The organism is Arthrobacter sp. 9E16, from assembly GCF_002929435.1.
Lineage (GTDB): Bacteria > Actinomycetota > Actinomycetes > Actinomycetales > Micrococcaceae > Arthrobacter_B > Arthrobacter_B sunyaminii.
In genome coordinates, this window is sequence record NZ_PJIU01000002.1 from 63,019 (window position 1) to 78,815 (window position 15,797).

The window sequence follows — 15,797 nt, forward strand, 5'->3', positions numbered from 1 at the left end:
CCGCCACTCGGCCCGGCAGCTACCGGGCGTAGCGCCGCACGAAGTTGCGCAGGATCAGCGGCGGCACTCCCACATCGGCGTGGCGCACGGAGGCCCGGACGGCGTCGGCTTCCTCCGGCGGGAAGTAGCCGGCATGCCGGTACACGGTGATGCGGGTCAGCAGGCCCGGAACATCCAGCTCGGGATGGAACTGGGTGGCGTAGAGGTTCTCCTTGATCCGGAACATCTGCACCGGGCAGGAGGAGGACCCGGCCAGGTTCACCGCGTTGGGCGGAAGCACGGAGATGGCTTCGCGGTGCCCCACAAAGGCGCTGAAGGAATCCGGAACACCGTCGAGCAGCGGATCCTGCCGGCCGTCGGCCGTGAGCTTGATGTCCACGGCGCCGATTGCCTCGCCGTACTGCCGGTCAACAACGCCGCCCTGGTGCCGGCCCAGCGTCCCCACGCCGTAGCAGGCGCCCAGGAAGGGGAAATCGCGCTCGACGACGTCGTCGAGCAGCGCGCCCAGCTCGCTTTCGACCCGCAGCTGCAGCTCGGATTTGGCGCTGTCCGGATCGCTGGCATTGAACGGACTGCCGCTGACAATGATTCCGCTGTAGTCGTCCAGATCGAGGCGCGGCAGGGGACCGGCCTCGAGCCGGATCCGCTGCAGCTGGTCAGGTTCCAGGTTTCCGAAACGGAGGAACGCCTCATATTCTTCGGCAGCGGCGTCGTCTTCGGCCCGGGAGGCCAGCAGGAGGAAAGGCTTCATTCCTTGATCGTAGTGCCGCCGGGCCCTGCCGAGGTGTCCGGCGTCGTACCCTGTGCCGGAGGAACCGGGGCCGGCGTTTCAGGTTCCAGGGTTTCGCGGGCGCCAATCCATGCGAAACATGCCATGACCACGATGGCTCCGGTCACGCCGAACGCCCAGTTGAAGCCCAGCGAGTCGGCGAGCAGCCCGGCCAGGATGGGTCCCACAATGGCGCCGCTGTCGCTGGCCATCTGGAACGTGGCCAGCACTTTACCGCCGCTGCGGTCATTGCCCACCACGTCGCCGACGGCGGCCTGCTGTGCCGGGTTCAATAGCCCGGTGCCCATCCCGGCAATGGCGGAAACCACCAGGAACATGGGGACGTTGGTGCTGAAACCGATCGCGGCGGTGGCCAGGGCGTTCACGGCCAGCCCGGTCAGCACCAGCGGCCGGCGGCCCCAGCTGTCGGCGAGCCGGCCGGAGAAGGTCAGGACGACGGCGGTTCCGGCGGCGAACGCGGTCAGCGAGATGCCGGCGATCTCCGGACCGGCGGACAGGGCAGCGGCGGCGAAGAGCGGCAGCAGCGAGTTGCGGACGCCGAATGAAGACCACCCGTTGGCGAAGCTGGAAGCCAGCGCGGCCCGGTAGGCGGAATCACCGAGCGCCTCGCGGACGGTCAGCACCGGACGCGCCGCGGGCTTGGGTTCGCCGTCGGCCAGCCGGGCATCCTTGAGCTGGAGGGCCACGACGGCGGCTGCCACCACCAGGGCACCTGCATAGACGAGGAACGGAACGCGCAGTCCGAAACCGGCCATCAGCCCGCCCGCAAGCGGACCGGCGATATTGCCCAGCAGGAACGAGGAGGCATACGCACTGGAGACCCGGCCGCGCACCGAAGGTTTGGCCAGCCGGATGATCAGCGCCATGGCCGAGATGGTGAACATGGTGGAGCCGATGCCGCCCAGCCCGCGGAAGACCAGCAGCTGCCAGTAACTCTCAGCGAAGGCACACGCCCCCGTGGAGGCGGCGACAATGAGCAGCCCCGCAATGTAGACCGGGCGCTCGCCAAACTTCTCCAGCAGCGCTCCGCCGGCAGGCGCGAAAACCAGCCGGGTGAAGGCAAACGCGCTGACAATGACGGAGGATGCGGCAACGCCCACGTTGAAGCTCTGCGCAAACTGCGGGAGCACCGGTGCCACCAGGCCGAAACCCAGGGCGATGACAAAGGCGGCGGCAATAAGGACTTTGATTTCCCGCGGAATCGCGAGACGGGGAGGTCGGACCATGATGCTCTGATTCTCTCAGACAGTTCCCGCTCCCGGATGCGTATCCGGGAGGTCGACGGCGGGATCCTGCGTGCGCTCGCACACACGCGCAAACGGGTGCCCGGGAACACACCGGTATGACATGCTAAAGAGCGTGAATGAGACTCTTGCGATTGTGATCTATGTGGTCATCGCTCTTGCGGTCGTCGGCTCTGTGGCAGCTCTGCTGGTCCGGACCCGACGCACCCCCAAGGGCATGTACCCCACCACCCGTGACGCCAATGATCCGGTGACCGGAGCAGGCGCGCATGCCGCCGGCACGGACGTCCTGGACGCGCCCCCGGCGGAGACCGACGTCGTCGTGCCCGATGACCTGCGCGACCTGGAGGCGGCGCCCGCGCCCGCCCCCGAAGCTCCGGCGCTGGAAACCCCCGACCCCGTGCAGGGCCGCCTGGCCCGGCTGCGTGCCCGCCTGTCCAAGTCCAACAATGCCCTGGGCAAGGCGCTGCTGGCGCTGCTGTCCAGCGACAAGATTGACGAGGATGTCTGGGACGAGATCGAGGAGACGCTCCTCCTGGCGGACCTCGGCACCGAACCGACCATGGAACTGGTGGACGCCCTGCGCGAGCGGGTGAAGATTTCCGGCAGCCGCGACCCGCAGGAAGTGCACCAGATGCTCCGCGAGGAGCTCATCAAGGTTGTTGACCCGACCATGGACCGTTCCCTGGCCACCACCCGGCACGCTGACAAGCCTGCCGTTGTCATGGTGGTGGGCGTGAACGGCGTCGGCAAGACCACCACGGTGGGCAAGCTGGCCCGCGTGCTGGTGGCCGAGGACAAGGACGTGCTGCTGGGTGCTGCGGATACCTTCCGTGCCGCCGCTGCCGAGCAGCTGGCCACCTGGGGACAGCGCGTGGGCGTGCCCACGGTGAAGTCCGACGTTGACGGCGCGGACCCCGCGTCCGTTGCCTTCGAGGCGGTGAAGGCCGGCATCGACGGCGAAGTGGACGTGGTCCTGATCGACACCGCCGGGCGTCTGCAGAACAAGGTTGGCCTGATGGACGAACTCGGCAAGGTCAAGCGCGTCATTGAAAAGCAGGCCGAGGTGGACGAGGTCCTGCTGGTCCTGGACGCCACCACAGGCCAGAACGGCCTGATGCAGGCCAAGGTGTTCTCCGAGGTAGTCAACATCACCGGCATTGTCCTGACCAAGCTGGACGGCACCGCCAAGGGCGGCATCGTCGTCGCCATCCAGCGCACGCTGGGTGTGCCCGTGAAGCTGATCGGCCTGGGCGAGGGCGCCGATGACCTGGCACCGTTCGAAGCCGAGGGCTTTGTGGATGCGCTGCTGAGCTAAGCGACCGCACTACGCAAAAGGGGCTCCGCACTTCCGAAAGGAAATGCGGAGCCCCTTTTATGTGTGGGGGCGACCCCTTGAACGGGGACGCCTCCGGGCTAGAACGTGAAGTTCAGGACCGTAACCGTGCCCGCGGTGAGCGGGAACGTCTGGGTGCTGGAACCGTATTCGAAGCCCGGCACGGTCAGCCGTTCGGCGGCCGGCGTGCCTTCGGCGGCAGCGCCGTCGATCAGCGTGCCGTCCTGGGTGGCGTAGGAGGTGCCCGTCATCTGGGACATGGTTCCGGTCAGCGCCTTCCCCGGGAGTTCCAGGGTGACGTCAACGGGGGCATCGGTCTCCGGATTGTTGTTGTTGACCACTGCCACGCTGACGCTGCCGTCCGCGTGGCGCACCGCGTAGGGGTAGGCCAGTCCGCCGCCGGCGGTATCCAGTTTCAGGAACTCACCGGCCGGCATTTCAGCCACCATGGACATGCCGTAGTAGTTCGCCCGTTCATCCACTGCCCCGTTGGGCTGCAGGTAATCGCCGCCGGCGCAGATGGCGGACATGGGCGGGCCGCCCTGGCAGGTGATCAGTGAGCTGTGGAAGGAGACCCGGGAGATGCCCATCTGCGCGGCGCTCAGGGCGTAGTCGGCGCTCCAGAGGGCCGAGGCGTGGGTTTTGGTGGTCTCGTTGGAACCGGGGCAGGCGGAGACACCGGTTTCGGGGATCCAGGTTTCCAGTCCCGCTGTCAGGGCCGGCTCCATGGCTTTGCCGCGGAAGTTGTTGGCGTGGTCGTGCAGATGCCGCGTGGTCAGGTTTGCCATGATCGGCTCGCCCAGGGGATCGGCGCCTTCACAGGAGGACAGCGGATAGTGGTGGAAGGAGAGGATCTTCTTCTGCGGCAGCTCCACCTCGGCGAACGGACCCCACCAGGTCTGCTCATAGGTGCCCGGGCCAACAATGGGAACTTCCGGGGCAACGGCGTGCATCGCCGCGGCGTAAGCCTTCAGCTCGGTCAGGTAATCCTCAATGCCGTAACCCGAGTCCCGCAGCCCGGTCTTGGCGAAGCCGTTGGGTTCGTTGCCCACCGTGATGCCCACCAGGCGCTCGCCGAACGCGGCGGCGGCGTACTTGGTCATGTCCGCTGCGCGGGCCGGGTCATAGTTGCCCAGGTCCACGGTCAGGGCGATCTGCCCGTCTACGGCTTCCAGCAGGGTGTTGACCCGCTCCAGATCCGCGGGGGTGACGGCGCGGACGGGATGGGCTTTGTCCCCGGACAGGTTTCCGGGAATGGCCTCATCGGCCGAGGTCCAGAAGAAACGCCGGTCCACGGCGTTCCCGCCGAAGCGCAGCAGCGGACGGCCGAGTCCGGAAATGGACTCGACCATTTCCGGGTTGTCGCCGGAGAGTGAGGGGTCAGCCAGGTCCGTGGCCTCCAAAGACAGCCCGATCAGACCGTCGGGCAGGGCGGTGCCGGTGGTTGCCGCCGCCACATTGATGCTCAGCGGCTCCACGGGATTCAGTGGCGAACCGGCGGGCGGGCCAACCTGGTCGTAGTACGTGACTTCCGGAGCAGGGGGCAGTGTCGGCGCCGCCGAAACCGTGAACGGGGTACCGGTGGGCGTGGGGGCCGCGGCCGGGGCGGCGTCGTCGTTCATCACCATCGGCGCAACAACGGCACCGGCGGCCAGAACGGCTACCAGGGCGGTCCCGGAGATGATCCATGTTTTCTTCTTGTTCTTGCCTGGGTTTTTGTTCTTGCCGTCGTCGGCCGCGGAATCGGGGCCCTCGGACGGCGGAAACTGCTCGGGCATAAAGGATGTACCTCCGGGTAGTGAGACTTAGGGTCCATCCTAGCGGCGGGGTGGGGGTGCAGAGTCCGTCCGGACTGCCCGCGAAATTCCGCGTTCTTGAGCGCCGGACAAGCCGCGAAACGCTGTGGAAACTTTTCCGTCACCGATTGTTTACACCGAACCGCGGTTTGTAATGTTCCGGCAACGTCCCCGGGCCATTGCCGAAATCTTGCCCCGGCAGAGTTCATGGTGCGGGAAGGGCCCGCGGTAGGTGAAGGGACGTGAAGATGGATCTGTCAGCAGGTCACGTCTGGGTGATGATTTCAGCGGCACTGGTGCTGCTCATGACGCCCGGAGTGGCATTCTTTTACGGCGGCATGACCCGCGCCAAGGCAGCACTGAACATGATGATGATGAGCTTTGTCTCCATCGGACTGGTGGGGGTTGTCTGGGTTCTCTGGGGTTTCTCCATGACCGGGGGCGACGGCGTGGGCGGGCTGTTCGGCAACCCCTTCACTTCCTTCGGACTTGAGTCCCTGATCGGCACTGAAGACCTCATCAGCGCCGGTTTCGGCGCCACCTTCGCCATCATCACGGTGGCCCTGATCAGCGGAGCCATCGCGGACCGCGCCAAGTTCAGCGCCTGGGCCGTCTTTGTGCCGGTCTGGGTGACCCTGGTCTACTGCCCGCTGGCCTTCATGGTCTGGGGTGGCGGACTGCTTGGTGAAGAGGGCGCCATCGGCTCAGTGGTTGGAGAAGCCATCGACTTTGCCGGCGGCACCGTGGTCCACATCAACGCCGGTGTGGCAGCCCTGGTGCTGGCCCTGATCATCGGCAAGCGCAAAGGGTTTGGCAAGGACCCGAGCCAGCGGCCCCACAACATTCCGTTTGTCATGCTGGGCGCCACCCTGCTGTGGTTCGGCTGGTTCGGTTTCAACGGGGGAGCCGCCGGCACCGCCGAGGAAGCCGGCCTCATCTGGGTCAACACCATGGCGGCTCCGGCTGCGGCGATGGTCGGCTGGCTGCTGACCGAACGCATCCGTGACGGACGCCCGACGTCGCTCGGCGCAGCCTCCGGCATTGTTGCCGGCCTTGTGGCCATCACCCCGGCCTGTGCGAACGTGAGCCCGCTGGGCGCCGTCGGACTGGGCCTGCTGGCCGGAGTCCTCTCGGCGCTCGCCGTCGGCCTGAAGTACAAGCTGGGCTACGACGATTCACTGGACGTGGTGGGCGTGCACCTGGTGGCCGGCATTGTGGGCACCCTGGCGCTGGGCTTCATCGCCCTGCCGGTTGAGGGAGAAGGCGGCGGACTGTTCTACGGCGGCGGCTTCGCGCAGCTCGGAGCACAGCTGGTTGCCATGGTTGTGGCGATCCTCTTCTCCGCCGTCCTGACCCTGGTGATCGGCCTGGCCATCCACAAGGCGATCGGCTTCCGGGTCTCCGAGGAACAGGAAATCAACGGCGTGGACCTGAGCGAACACGCAGAAACCGCTTATGAATTTGGCGGCCTGGGTGTGGGCGGCTCCTTCCGTCCCACTCACGAAGCCGTCCGCACCGCCACGAAGGAGAGCGTCAACTCATGAAACTCGTAACGGCCATTGTCCGGCCCGAAAAACTCGATGCCGTCCGCGGTTCCCTGGAAAGTTACGGCGTGCAGGGGCTGACCGTCAGCCAGGCCAACGGCTACGGACGCCAGCGCGGCCACACCGAGGTTTACCGCGGCGCCGAATACACCGTGGACCTGCTGCCGAAGATCCGCATCGAGGTCCTGGTGGCCAACGAATGGCTCAACGACATTGTGGATGTGCTGGTTTCCACCGCCAACACCGGCCGCGCCGGCGACGGCAAGGTGTGGGTGGTCAACGTGGAGGAAGCCCTCCGTGTCCGCACCGGGGAACGCGGGGACTCCGCCCTGTAGGTATGGGGGACAGGAAGACCCCTTGGGAAGGCTGTGTGGGGCAGCCAACCCGAGGGGTCTTCCTGCGTTTGGTGCTTGCGGACTGGGCCGGCCGCCCCGGTCCTGCGCACGTATTCACTGTTGCACTACCAGCGTTTCCAAGGTCCTAACATGCCAGCCACCGTCAAGGAACTCGGCCTCCATGATTTGCTCAAGGGGAATGCCGATGCCCTTGGCGGTTCCCTGGTAGCCCTCCGGACCGTAATACACCAAAGGTTCCTGGGTGATCGTGATGATCGCCTGGAAGTAACCATCAGCAGTTGGAACGAAGTCGTAGGAAGGGGTGGTGACACCTTCAACGTGGACTTCACCCCCGGCTATCCAATCACCGTCCACGTACCCGCTGGCCAAGGTGCGGTAGTAACCGTCGCAGACAAGACAGGTGTCACCGCTGACGGCGCGTACCGGTTCAACGTCTCCGGTTGCATAACCGTAGTTGGCCAACTCGTACCAGTGCGCTGCGAAGGCCTCGAGACCTTCCCTGGATTCCAGCCTTGCGAGCTCAGGCATTACAGGCAGCAGCACATTCTCGGCAGGACCCTTCACGCTCGCAGGCTTGTATGCGGGAGCGGCCGGCGTTGGAGGCGGGGCTGGAACGGCGGTTTCACCGGCATCAGTGGTTTCATTTGGTTCGGCACTGTTCGTGGTTTGATCTGCATCCTGGGCTGCGGGATCCGTTTCACCTCCGGAGCACCCGCCCAGCAGAAGGATGGCGGCTAGGCCCAGGGAGCCCAGCCTGAGCGGAGCGACAGCAGAACGGATCATCAAAGTACCCCTTGCGAACAATCGTGCGGGACTGGTTGTAACAGCAAGGGTACGAGGCTGCGGCACGCATTCTGGGTTATCCACAGAGTGATGCCAGAAGCCGTCAGCGGTTACATATTTTCAACCAAATTCACTATCCAGCGCCCTGAATCATATGTGGCCTCCATGATCTGTGCCGTTGATGCTTCATCACCTGGTCCCTGACCGTAGACCTTGCCGTTCGGGCCGCGGTTTGCGCCTGCTTCCTGAATAACCGACAGAAGCAATTGATAGCGTCCTTCAGGTGTCTTTACGAACTCGGTACCGCTCGAGAGAACGTTGAGTTTTCCACCCTGAATCCAATCCTCGTTGACGTAGCCTTCTTCCAGGTCCTCGTAGAAAGATTGGCAGATTGAACACTCCGGTGCGCTTATTTCCTTTACCGGCGTAGGGTCTCCGGTTTCGTATCCGTAATTAATCAAACTGAACCAGTAGTCCCCGAAGGCCACCAAACCTTCTTTGGACTCTTCCTTCGCAAGCTCAGGCATGACAGGTAGAGGCACATTCTCGGCTGGTCCCTCAGCGGTCGCCGGTTTGTAGACGGCAGTAGGGGTTGGCGTCGCAGAGGGAGTGGCGCTTTCCATGGGGCTCTCACTCGCTGAAGGGCTGCTGGAGTTTTTCTCGGCCGCCTCGGCGTTGGGGTCGCCGCCGGATTCGGAACATCCGCCGAGCACCAGGATGACTGCTAGGCCCAGGGTACCCAGCCGGAACGGAGCGACAGCAGAACGGATCATCAGAATACCCCTTGCGAACAATCGTGCGGGACTGGTTGTGACAGCAAGGGTACGAGGCTGCGGCACGCATCCTGGGTTATCCACAGAGTGATGCCAGAAGCCGTCAGTGCTTACATGTTTTCAACCAAGTTCACGACCCAGTGGTCGGAAACATAAGTTGCCTCCATTATTTGTGCTGTTGCTTGTTCATCTCCGGAAGAACCTTCACCGTAGATCACTCCGTTTGGGCCCCGATTCACCCCTGCTTCCTGCCTGATTGACAGGAGCAACTGGTAGCGTCCCTCCGGTGTTTTCTCAAACTGTGAACCACTTGAGGAGATACTTATTTTCCCGCCCTGGATCCAATCGTCATTCTCGTACCCCTCCTCCAGATCCACGTAGTAGAGCTCACAGAGTTGGCACTCGGATGTACTTAATTCTTTTACCGGTGAAGCGTCTCCGGTCTCGTAGCCGTAGTTCAACAAGCTGAACCAGTAGTGCCCGAAAGCTATCAAGCCCTCTTTGGATTCTCTCTTCGCAGTTTCGGGCATGACCGGCAGGGGCACATTTTCGGCGGGCCCCTCAGCGGTTGCCGGCTTATAGGCGGCGGCGGGTGTCGCAGAAGGAGTTGCGCTTTCCATCGGGCTGGTGCTTTCGCTGGAGGAAGGGCTGCTCGAGCTGTTCTCGGCAGCCTGGGCTGCGGGATCCGTTTCGCCTCCGGAGCATCCGCCGAGCACCAGGATGGCGGCTAGGCCCAGGGAGCCTAGCCGGAGCGGAGCGACAGCAGGACGGATCATCAGAGTACCCCTTGCGAACAATGGTGCGGGACTGGTTGTGACAGCAAGGGTACGAGGCTGCGGCACGTATCCTGGGTTATCCACAGAGTGATGCCAGAAGCCGTCAGTGCTTACATATTTTCAACCAAGTTCACGACCCAGTGGTCGGAGACGTACGTTGCTTCCATAATGAATGCGGAGGATTCTTCATCGGCAGCGGCTTCATGATAAATCTTGCCGTTCGGACCACGATTGAAGGTAGCATCTTGTCTGATTGACAGAATTAACTGGAACCTTCCTTCAGGCGTCTTGATAAATTGAGTGCCGCGAGACATTACCCTGAGGTGTCCACCTTGAATCCAATCGTCATTGACATACCCCTCATTCACATCCGCATAGAATGACTCGCACCGCTCACAGCCCGGTGCGCTTATCGCTCTCACAGGTGAAGTTTCCCCGGTTTCGTACCCGTAATTCACCAAGTCAAACCAGTGCTCTCCGAAAGCCTCGAGACCCTCCTTCGATTGCTCCTTCGCAACATCAGGCATGACAGGCAGAGGCACATTCTCGGCGGGACCCTCAGCGGTCGCCTGCTTGTAGGCGGCGGCGTTACGGGGTGGCGCCTCAGATGGAGTAGCGCTTTCCACGGTGCCGGGGCTCTCACTGGTTGAAGGGCTGCTGGATGCGTTTACCGCTGATTCGGTGTTGGGGTCGTCTCTGGATCCGGAGCATCCGCCGAGCAGGACGATGGCGGCTATACCCAGGGAGCCTAGCCGGAGCGGAGCGACAGCAGAGCGGATCATCAGAGTTCCCCTTGCGAACAATGTTGCGGGACTGGTTGTGACAGCAAGGGTACGAGGCTGCGGCACGCATCCTGGGTTATCCACACAGTGATCTCAGATGCTCTCAGCGGTTACATGTTCTCAACCAAGTTCACGACCCAGTGGTCGGAGATGTACGTTGCCTCCATGATTTGTGCAGTCGTTGACTCATCAATCGGAGCCTCAACATACACTTTCCCGTTAGGTCCTCGGTTAGCGCTCGCATCCTGCCTAATCGACAAGAGGAGTTGGTAGCGTCCCTCTGGAGTTTGGATGAACTTGGTTCCGGTCTGGAGAACGCTTATTTTTCCACCCTGGATCCAATCGTCGTCCACGTATCCCTTTTCCAGATCGTCATAGAATGATTCGCAGATTTCGCAGTCTGGTGCACTGATTTCCCTTACCGGCGCAGCGTCTCCGGTTTCGTACCCGTAGTTCACCAGATCGAACCAGTGCTCACCGAAGGCGATCAGCCCTTCCTTCGACTCTTCCTTCGCAACATCAGGCATCACAGGCATAGGCACGTTCTCCGCGGGCCCCTCAGCGGTTGCCGGCTTGTAGGTGGCGGTGGGTGTGGCAGAAGGAGCTGCGCTTTCCATGGGGCTGGTGCTTTCGCTGGAGGAAGGGCTGCTCGAGCTGTTCTCGGCAGCTTCAGCGTTGGGTTCGCCGCTGGATCGGGAGCATCCGCCGAGCACGAGGATGGCTGCCAGTCCCAGCACTCCGAGCCGTGCAGCGGGAACAGCAGGTCGGGCAGAAGTGCGGATCATCGGATTACCCCCGGGAAAATGGTGCGGGATTGGTCGTGACAGCCAATGCTATGAGGCTTGGCCGTGGTATCAGTGTCATCCACAACTCAGGAGGTGAGAACAAATCTCATCTGTCTCGTCATCGGAAGATAGGATTAGTTTCGGAACCTTCAAGTGGTTTGTTTGTTAGATCGCAACAACGTTATGGGCAAACCAATGGTGATCGAGGTAAGAAGCCTCTATAAGATGCACTGTTGTTGAATCTAGGCCCCCATTTTCCTCGTACAGGTGGCCACCCGGGCCACGGTACTCGTACGGATCTTGCCGGAGTTGTACAAGAATTTGGTACTGCTGCTTACTAGTGGGGGAATAAGTTGTTTTGGTTCCTATGACCTCCAACTTCCCCCCTGTAATCCAATCCTCGTTACGATACCCGGGGCCCACAATATCGAAAACGCTTTTACACACAATGCAGTCGGGACCATTAATCGCTTTGAATGGTTCGAGGTCCCCTGTTTCGAACCCATAATCGATGGTTGCATACCAGTACTTCGCGAACGCTTCCAGTCCTTCTTTAGACTCTTCGTTCGCGAGTTCGGGCATGACCGGCGGGGGCACATTTTCGGCGGGCCCCTCAGCGGTTGCCGGCTTGTAGGTGGCGGTGGGTGTCGCAGAAGGAGCTGCGCTTTCCATGGGACTGGTGCTTTCGCTGGAGGAAGGGCTGCTCGAGCTGTTCTCGGCTGCTTCAGCGTTGGGTTCGCCGCTGGGTCCGGAGCATCCGCCGAGCACCAGGATGGTGGCTATACCCAGGGCACCCAGCCGGAACGGAGCGACAGCAGAACGGATCATCAAAGTACCCCTTGCGAACAATGGTGCGGGACTGGTTGTAACAGCAAGGGTACGAGGCTGCGGCACGCATCCTGGGTTATCCACAGAGTGATGCCAGAAGCCGTCAGCGCTTACATATTTTCAACCAAGTTCACGACCCAGTGGTCGGAAACATAAGTTGCCTCCATTATTTGTGCTGTTGTTGTCTTATCGATCGGGTTCTCGAAAAATACCTTGCCGTTAGGGCCTCGGTTAGCGACCGCTTCCTGTCTGATCGATAGAAGTAGCTGGTAGCGTCCTTGAGGCGTTTTCACAAACTGGGTTCCAGCAGAGTTGATGTTAATCTTCCCGCCGTGAATCCAGTCATCGTTGACATATCCTTCTTCAAGGTCCGCATAGAAGATATTGCAGCGTTCACAGTCTTGCGCGCTTATTTCCATCACCGGGGCTGAGTCTCCGGTTTCGAACCCGTAATTTACTAAGCTGAACCAATACTCTCCGAAAGCCCGCAAGCCCTCTGCGGACTCTTCCTTCGCGAGTTCGGGCATGACAGGCAGAGGCACATTCTCGGCGGGACCCTCAGCGGTCGCCGGCTTGTAGGCGGCAGTGGGCGTCGGTGTCACAGAGGGAGCGGCGCTTTCTTTGGGTTCTAAGCGCTCACTGGCTGAAGGGCTTCTCGAGTCGTTCTCGGCAGCTTCAGCGTTGGGCTCGCCGCTGGATCCGGAGCATCCGCCGAGCACCAGGATGGCGGCCAGACCCAGCGCTCCCAACCGTGCAGCGGGAACAGCAGATCGGGCAGAAATGCGGATCATCGAATTCCTCCCGGAAGAAACGGTGCGGGACTGAGATGTGACGCCAAATCAGCAGCCGTAGCCAGCCGGGTTTACCCGGCAATCATCGGCGACGTTGTGGGATTCCGATTTCCACACGCTGATGGCCACGGGGGCAGAGGGTACCGTAGCTCGGCCGTCGATGGGCACCATGGGGCCGCCGTTGATCGAATACTCCGCTGAAAAGTACACCGTGACGGAGGCTTGGAAGTTTCCCGTTGCCAGGTAGACATGGCTAGTCGAGGTCTCTTCACCCCAGCGGCCTGGGGGGAGGGGTCCTCCGGCCTGAGAGGCAGGACCGTAAACGGTGCCGTCTCCGTAGTTCCACTCGTACTCTGTTGGTCGAGCGACAATTCGAATATCTTGTTCAAACATTGCAAAGTCAAAAACTTGTTCAGTCGCTTCTACGTAGAAGTTTGTGTGCGCACCGATCAGGGTGTGAGGACTTGGCTGCAACGCAAGTGTGCCCGGCAATATAGGTCGTGACTGGAACTCGGTGAGTATGGTTTCTCGAATCTGATCGCCAATATCCCGAGGTTTCTCAGAGTAGATGCAGGACGGATCAGGGCTCACTGGATCCCATGCTTGTCCACTATCTTTCAGTCGTGAGAACCAATAAACCAGTTTCCCGCCCGTGGCCGCTTTGCAGAATCTCTCATTCTCATTTAAGCACAGTATATTTCCGACGTCTCCCTCAAAACACTTTAGCTCGAACATGAACTCTGTGAGGTTGTCGGGTATGCCTGTATTGATATGTGACCACTCACCAGTCCCCGGGATTTCATAGTAAGCGCCCACATAAACCTTATCTTCTCCCAAGCCGCCCTCTCCGCCCGATCCGCCTCCATCTCCCACGGCCATTGCCGTGGCGCTATTCACGACAAGGGAGAGGGCTGTAATGGCAATTATGGGATATATCCTGCGCATTATGTAGCACCTATTGGATAGTGATGGTGTTGTTGGCAAGCCATCCATTTTTGGTATAGGTTGCTTCAATCATTTGCACCGTAGTGGCGTCCAAGCCCTTATTTACTTCATATAGTTTTCCGGCCGGTCCTCGGTATTCATAAGGGTCTTGTCTTATTTGAACCAAGACTTGGTATACGCCCTTGCTGGTCACCACATAGTTTGTTTTAGTTGACATAGCCACCAGCGTTCCGCCGAGGATCCAGTCTTCGTTGGCGTAGCCGTTTCCCAGGATCCTGTAAGCAGTCCCGCATACGACGCAGTCCGGGCCGCTGATCTGCTTCAGTGGCTCCACATCCCCCGTTTCAAACCCGTAATTCATCAGGTCGTACCAGTGGGTGGCGAAGGCTTTCAGTCCCTCCGCGGACTCTTCCTTCGCAAGCTCAGGCATGACAGGCAGAGGCACATTCTCGGCGGGACCCTCAGCGGTCGCCGGCTTGTAGGCAGCGGCAGTGGGCGTCGGTGTCGCGGAGGGACTAGCGCTTTCCGTGGGGCTCTCGCTGGCTGTAGGACTGCTTGAGCTGTTCTCGGCAGCCTCAGCGCCGGGCTCGCCGCCGTCTCCGGAACAACCGCCGAGCACCAGAATGGCGGCCAGGCCCAGCACTCCAAACCGTGCGGCAGGAACAGCAGAACGGGCAGAAGTGCGGATCATCGAATTACCCCCGGGAAAAATGGTGCGGGACTGGATGTGACGCCAATGCTACGAGGTTGGACGACAGCATACGGAGTTATCCACAGTGCACCAGAGGAATTTCCAAAGCGGTCAAAACGACGGCGGTAGGAGCGGTCACAAATCCGAACGGCTGGATTCCCACTCCGGAGGGCCCATGGTTCCGGCAGGGTACGTCTCGAGCGGAACCTCGCCGGCCGCCCATGCCTTAAGCACCGGATCCACAATCCGCCAGCATTCCTCCGCGATGTCCGCACGCACCGAGACCAGCGGATCGCCTGAAAGGATGCCGTCCAGCACTTCGCCGTACGGGGTCATGGCTGATTTGTGCATCGGGGCGCTGAGCCTGGTCCGCTCCAGCGTGAAGACATTGTCCGGACCGTTGACGTTCAACTCCAGTTCCAGCCGGGCCGGGGCGAAGGAGATCCGCAGCCGGGAGGCTTCGCCCGCCGAACCGGTGAATCCGTCGGGCAGGTGGCTCACCGGCTTGAAGGTAATGACGGCCTCCTGCCGGGTTTTGCCCAGCGCTTTGCCCGAGCGCAGGATGAACGGAACTCCGGCCCAGCGGTCGTTCTCGACCTGGATCTCCACTTCCGCGAGCGTCTCCGTCTCCCGGTCCGGATCAACCCCGGGGGATTCGGCGTATGCCTCAACTTCTTCGCCGTCGATCTCCCCGGCAGACCACCGGGCCCGGCGCGTACTGCGCTTATAGTCCTGCGGCACGCTGGATGCCCGAAGCGTGGCGGCGATCAAGTCCCGCACATCCCGCTGGCCAAGCGTTGCCGGAGAGCCCATCGCGATGACGGCCATGGTGTGCAGCAGATGGCTCTGGATCATGTCGCGCAGGGCGCCGGCGCCGTCGTAGTACTTCGCGCGTCCCTCGAGCCCCAGTTTCTCGTCGAAGACAATCTCCACGCGGTCAATGTGAAGGTTGTTCCACACCGGCTCCAGGATGCGGTTGGTGAACCGCAGCCCGAGGACGTTCATCACGGTGGCCATGCCCAGGAAGTGGTCCACCCGGTACACGTCGCTTTCGGGCAACAGGTCCGCGAGCATCCGGTTCAACTCACGGGCCGAGGCTTCGTCGCTGGCAAACGGCTTCTCAAGCACCAGCCGCGTGTTCTCCGGCAGGTCCCCGGGCTTCAGTGCCGCCACGGTGGACTGCGTAACTTCCGGAGGCAGCGCGAAATAGACGGCCAGGGGTGTGTCCAGGCTGTGAATGTCCTTCACCAGCCGCTGGGGATCCTTCAGGTCCACCTGCTGGTAGCTGCCGTTCCGGACAGCGGCGTCGAGCGCTTCCTTCCCGTCGTCGTCGGCCTCGGTGCGGGCAGCGGCGAAGGACTCTTTCAGCAGGTCCTGCCAGGTGTCGTCGTCCCAGTCCCGGGAACCTGAACCGATGACGCGGAGGTCGGCGGGGGCGCGGCCGCTGCCGATCAGCTGGCCCAGCCCCGGCAGCAGCAGCCGCTTGGAGAGGTCGCCGGTGCCGCCGAGGATTAGAAGGGTGCGCAGGGGAGAAGTTTCACTCATGGCTCCACCCTGCCATCCGGGCTGCACAACCG

16 protein-coding genes are annotated in these 15,797 nt (G+C 61.8%); 3 read left to right on the forward strand and 13 right to left on the reverse strand.

The features are described from left to right. Positions 1-19 precede the first annotated feature (19 nt). Together CXR00_RS06955 and CXR00_RS06960 are read right to left on the reverse strand one after the other, a co-directional pair. Complete coding sequence (locus tag CXR00_RS06955; RefSeq protein WP_104053825.1) at positions 20-751, reverse strand: glutamine amidotransferase; 732 nt, start codon at positions 749-751, stop codon at positions 20-22. Beyond that, on the reverse strand, positions 748-2,016 hold the full coding sequence (locus CXR00_RS06960) for an MFS transporter (protein WP_104053826.1): 1,269 nt from the start codon (positions 2,014-2,016) through the stop codon (positions 748-750). Before CXR00_RS06960 ends, CXR00_RS06955 begins: the two co-directional genes overlap by 4 nt. A 133-nt stretch (positions 2,017-2,149) precedes the next feature. Here CXR00_RS06960 and ftsY point away from each other — a divergent pair, with 133 nt between their 5' ends. Then, entirely contained in the window at positions 2,150-3,352 is a 1,203-nt protein-coding gene (ftsY, locus tag CXR00_RS06965) for a signal recognition particle-docking protein FtsY (protein WP_104054772.1), read from the forward strand. Positions 3,353-3,450: 98 nt separating this feature from the next. Here ftsY and CXR00_RS06970 read toward each other — a convergent pair whose 3' ends face one another. Beyond that, complete coding sequence (locus tag CXR00_RS06970) at positions 3,451-5,148, reverse strand: hypothetical protein (protein WP_146068455.1); 1,698 nt, start codon at positions 5,146-5,148, stop codon at positions 3,451-3,453. Positions 5,149-5,414: 266 nt separating this feature from the next. On the opposite strand from CXR00_RS06970, the gene CXR00_RS06975 reads away from it, so the two are divergent. Both CXR00_RS06975 and CXR00_RS06980 read left to right on the forward strand, forming a co-directional pair. Next, complete coding sequence (locus CXR00_RS06975) at positions 5,415-6,710, forward strand: ammonium transporter (protein ID WP_104054774.1); 1,296 nt, start codon at positions 5,415-5,417, stop codon at positions 6,708-6,710. Continuing rightward, complete coding sequence (locus tag CXR00_RS06980; RefSeq protein ID WP_104053827.1) at positions 6,707-7,045, forward strand: P-II family nitrogen regulator; 339 nt, start codon at positions 6,707-6,709, stop codon at positions 7,043-7,045. The genes CXR00_RS06975 and CXR00_RS06980 overlap by 4 nt, the downstream gene beginning before the upstream one ends. A 114-nt stretch (positions 7,046-7,159) precedes the next feature. On the opposite strand, the gene CXR00_RS06985 is transcribed toward CXR00_RS06980, so the two are convergent. The 10 genes from CXR00_RS06985 to CXR00_RS07030 form a co-directional block, all read right to left on the reverse strand. Further along, complete coding sequence (locus CXR00_RS06985) at positions 7,160-7,849, reverse strand: DUF6318 family protein (RefSeq protein WP_104053828.1); 690 nt, start codon at positions 7,847-7,849, stop codon at positions 7,160-7,162. 110 nt (positions 7,850-7,959) lie between these two features. Then, on the reverse strand, positions 7,960-8,622 hold the full coding sequence (locus tag CXR00_RS06990) for a DUF6318 family protein (protein ID WP_104053829.1): 663 nt from the start codon (positions 8,620-8,622) through the stop codon (positions 7,960-7,962). A 110-nt stretch (positions 8,623-8,732) separates the two neighbouring features. Beyond that, a complete protein-coding gene (locus tag CXR00_RS06995) occupies positions 8,733-9,242 on the reverse strand; it encodes a DUF6318 family protein (protein ID WP_146068696.1) in 510 nt (169 codons plus the stop codon). Between the two features lie 266 nt (positions 9,243-9,508). Beyond that, positions 9,509-10,180 carry a DUF6318 family protein gene (locus CXR00_RS07000; protein WP_104053831.1) on the reverse strand — a complete coding sequence of 224 codons (672 nt, stop codon included), beginning with the start codon at positions 10,178-10,180 and terminating at the stop codon, positions 9,509-9,511. A gap of 110 nt (positions 10,181-10,290) precedes the next feature. Continuing rightward, positions 10,291-10,965, reverse strand: a complete 675-nt coding sequence (locus tag CXR00_RS07005) for a DUF6318 family protein (protein WP_104053832.1) — start codon at positions 10,963-10,965, stop codon at positions 10,291-10,293. 165 nt (positions 10,966-11,130) lie between these two features. Then, positions 11,131-11,793, reverse strand: a complete 663-nt coding sequence (locus CXR00_RS18020) for a DUF6318 family protein (RefSeq protein ID WP_146068456.1) — start codon at positions 11,791-11,793, stop codon at positions 11,131-11,133. 110 nt (positions 11,794-11,903) lie between these two features. Continuing rightward, the gene (locus CXR00_RS07015; RefSeq protein WP_146068457.1) at positions 11,904-12,584 is read right to left on the reverse strand and encodes a DUF6318 family protein; all 681 of its coding nucleotides are present in this window, start codon (positions 12,582-12,584) and stop codon (positions 11,904-11,906) included. A gap of 48 nt (positions 12,585-12,632) precedes the next feature. Next, positions 12,633-13,568 (reverse strand): PKD domain-containing protein, encoded by a 936-nt coding sequence (locus tag CXR00_RS07020; RefSeq protein ID WP_258060308.1) that lies wholly within the window; start codon positions 13,566-13,568, stop codon positions 12,633-12,635. Further along, positions 13,540-14,220: a DUF6318 family protein gene (locus CXR00_RS07025; protein ID WP_104053835.1), complete on the reverse strand. Its 681-nt coding sequence runs from the start codon at positions 14,218-14,220 to the stop codon at positions 13,540-13,542. The genes CXR00_RS07020 and CXR00_RS07025 overlap by 29 nt, the downstream gene beginning before the upstream one ends. A gap of 135 nt (positions 14,221-14,355) precedes the next feature. After that, positions 14,356-15,765, reverse strand: coding sequence for a glucose-6-phosphate dehydrogenase (locus CXR00_RS07030; RefSeq protein WP_104053836.1), 1,410 nt, complete (start codon positions 15,763-15,765; stop codon positions 14,356-14,358). Positions 15,766-15,797 lie beyond the last annotated feature (32 nt).

Bases quoted from the DNA above. Each gene is read 5' to 3' on its own strand.
- CXR00_RS06960 (WP_104053826.1), bottom strand. From the start codon at position 2,016: ATGGTCCGACCTCCCCGTCTCGCGATTCCGCGGGAAATCAAAGTCCTT.
- CXR00_RS07000 (WP_104053831.1), bottom strand. From the start codon at position 10,180: ATGATCCGCTCTGCTGTCGCTCCGCTCCGGCTAGGCTCCCTGGGTATA.
- CXR00_RS07030 (WP_104053836.1), bottom strand. From the start codon at position 15,765: ATGAGTGAAACTTCTCCCCTGCGCACCCTTCTAATCCTCGGCGGCACC.
- CXR00_RS06995 (WP_146068696.1), bottom strand. From the start codon at position 9,242: ATGGAAAGCGCAACTCCTTCTGCGACACCCGCCGCCGCCTATAAGCCG.
- CXR00_RS18020 (WP_146068456.1), bottom strand. From the start codon at position 11,793: ATGATCCGTTCTGCTGTCGCTCCGTTCCGGCTGGGTGCCCTGGGTATA.
- CXR00_RS07015 (WP_146068457.1), bottom strand. From the start codon at position 12,584: ATGATCCGCATTTCTGCCCGATCTGCTGTTCCCGCTGCACGGTTGGGA.
- CXR00_RS06975 (WP_104054774.1), top strand. From the start codon at position 5,415: ATGGATCTGTCAGCAGGTCACGTCTGGGTGATGATTTCAGCGGCACTG.
- CXR00_RS06985 (WP_104053828.1), bottom strand. From the start codon at position 7,849: ATGATCCGTTCTGCTGTCGCTCCGCTCAGGCTGGGCTCCCTGGGCCTA.
- CXR00_RS06980 (WP_104053827.1), top strand. From the start codon at position 6,707: ATGAAACTCGTAACGGCCATTGTCCGGCCCGAAAAACTCGATGCCGTC.
- CXR00_RS07005 (WP_104053832.1), bottom strand. From the start codon at position 10,965: ATGATCCGCACTTCTGCCCGACCTGCTGTTCCCGCTGCACGGCTCGGA.
- CXR00_RS06955 (WP_104053825.1), bottom strand. From the start codon at position 751: ATGAAGCCTTTCCTCCTGCTGGCCTCCCGGGCCGAAGACGACGCCGCT.
- CXR00_RS06990 (WP_104053829.1), bottom strand. From the start codon at position 8,622: ATGATCCGTTCTGCTGTCGCTCCGTTCCGGCTGGGTACCCTGGGCCTA.
- CXR00_RS06970 (WP_146068455.1), bottom strand. From the start codon at position 5,148: ATGCCCGAGCAGTTTCCGCCGTCCGAGGGCCCCGATTCCGCGGCCGAC.
- CXR00_RS07025 (WP_104053835.1), bottom strand. From the start codon at position 14,220: ATGATCCGCACTTCTGCCCGTTCTGCTGTTCCTGCCGCACGGTTTGGA.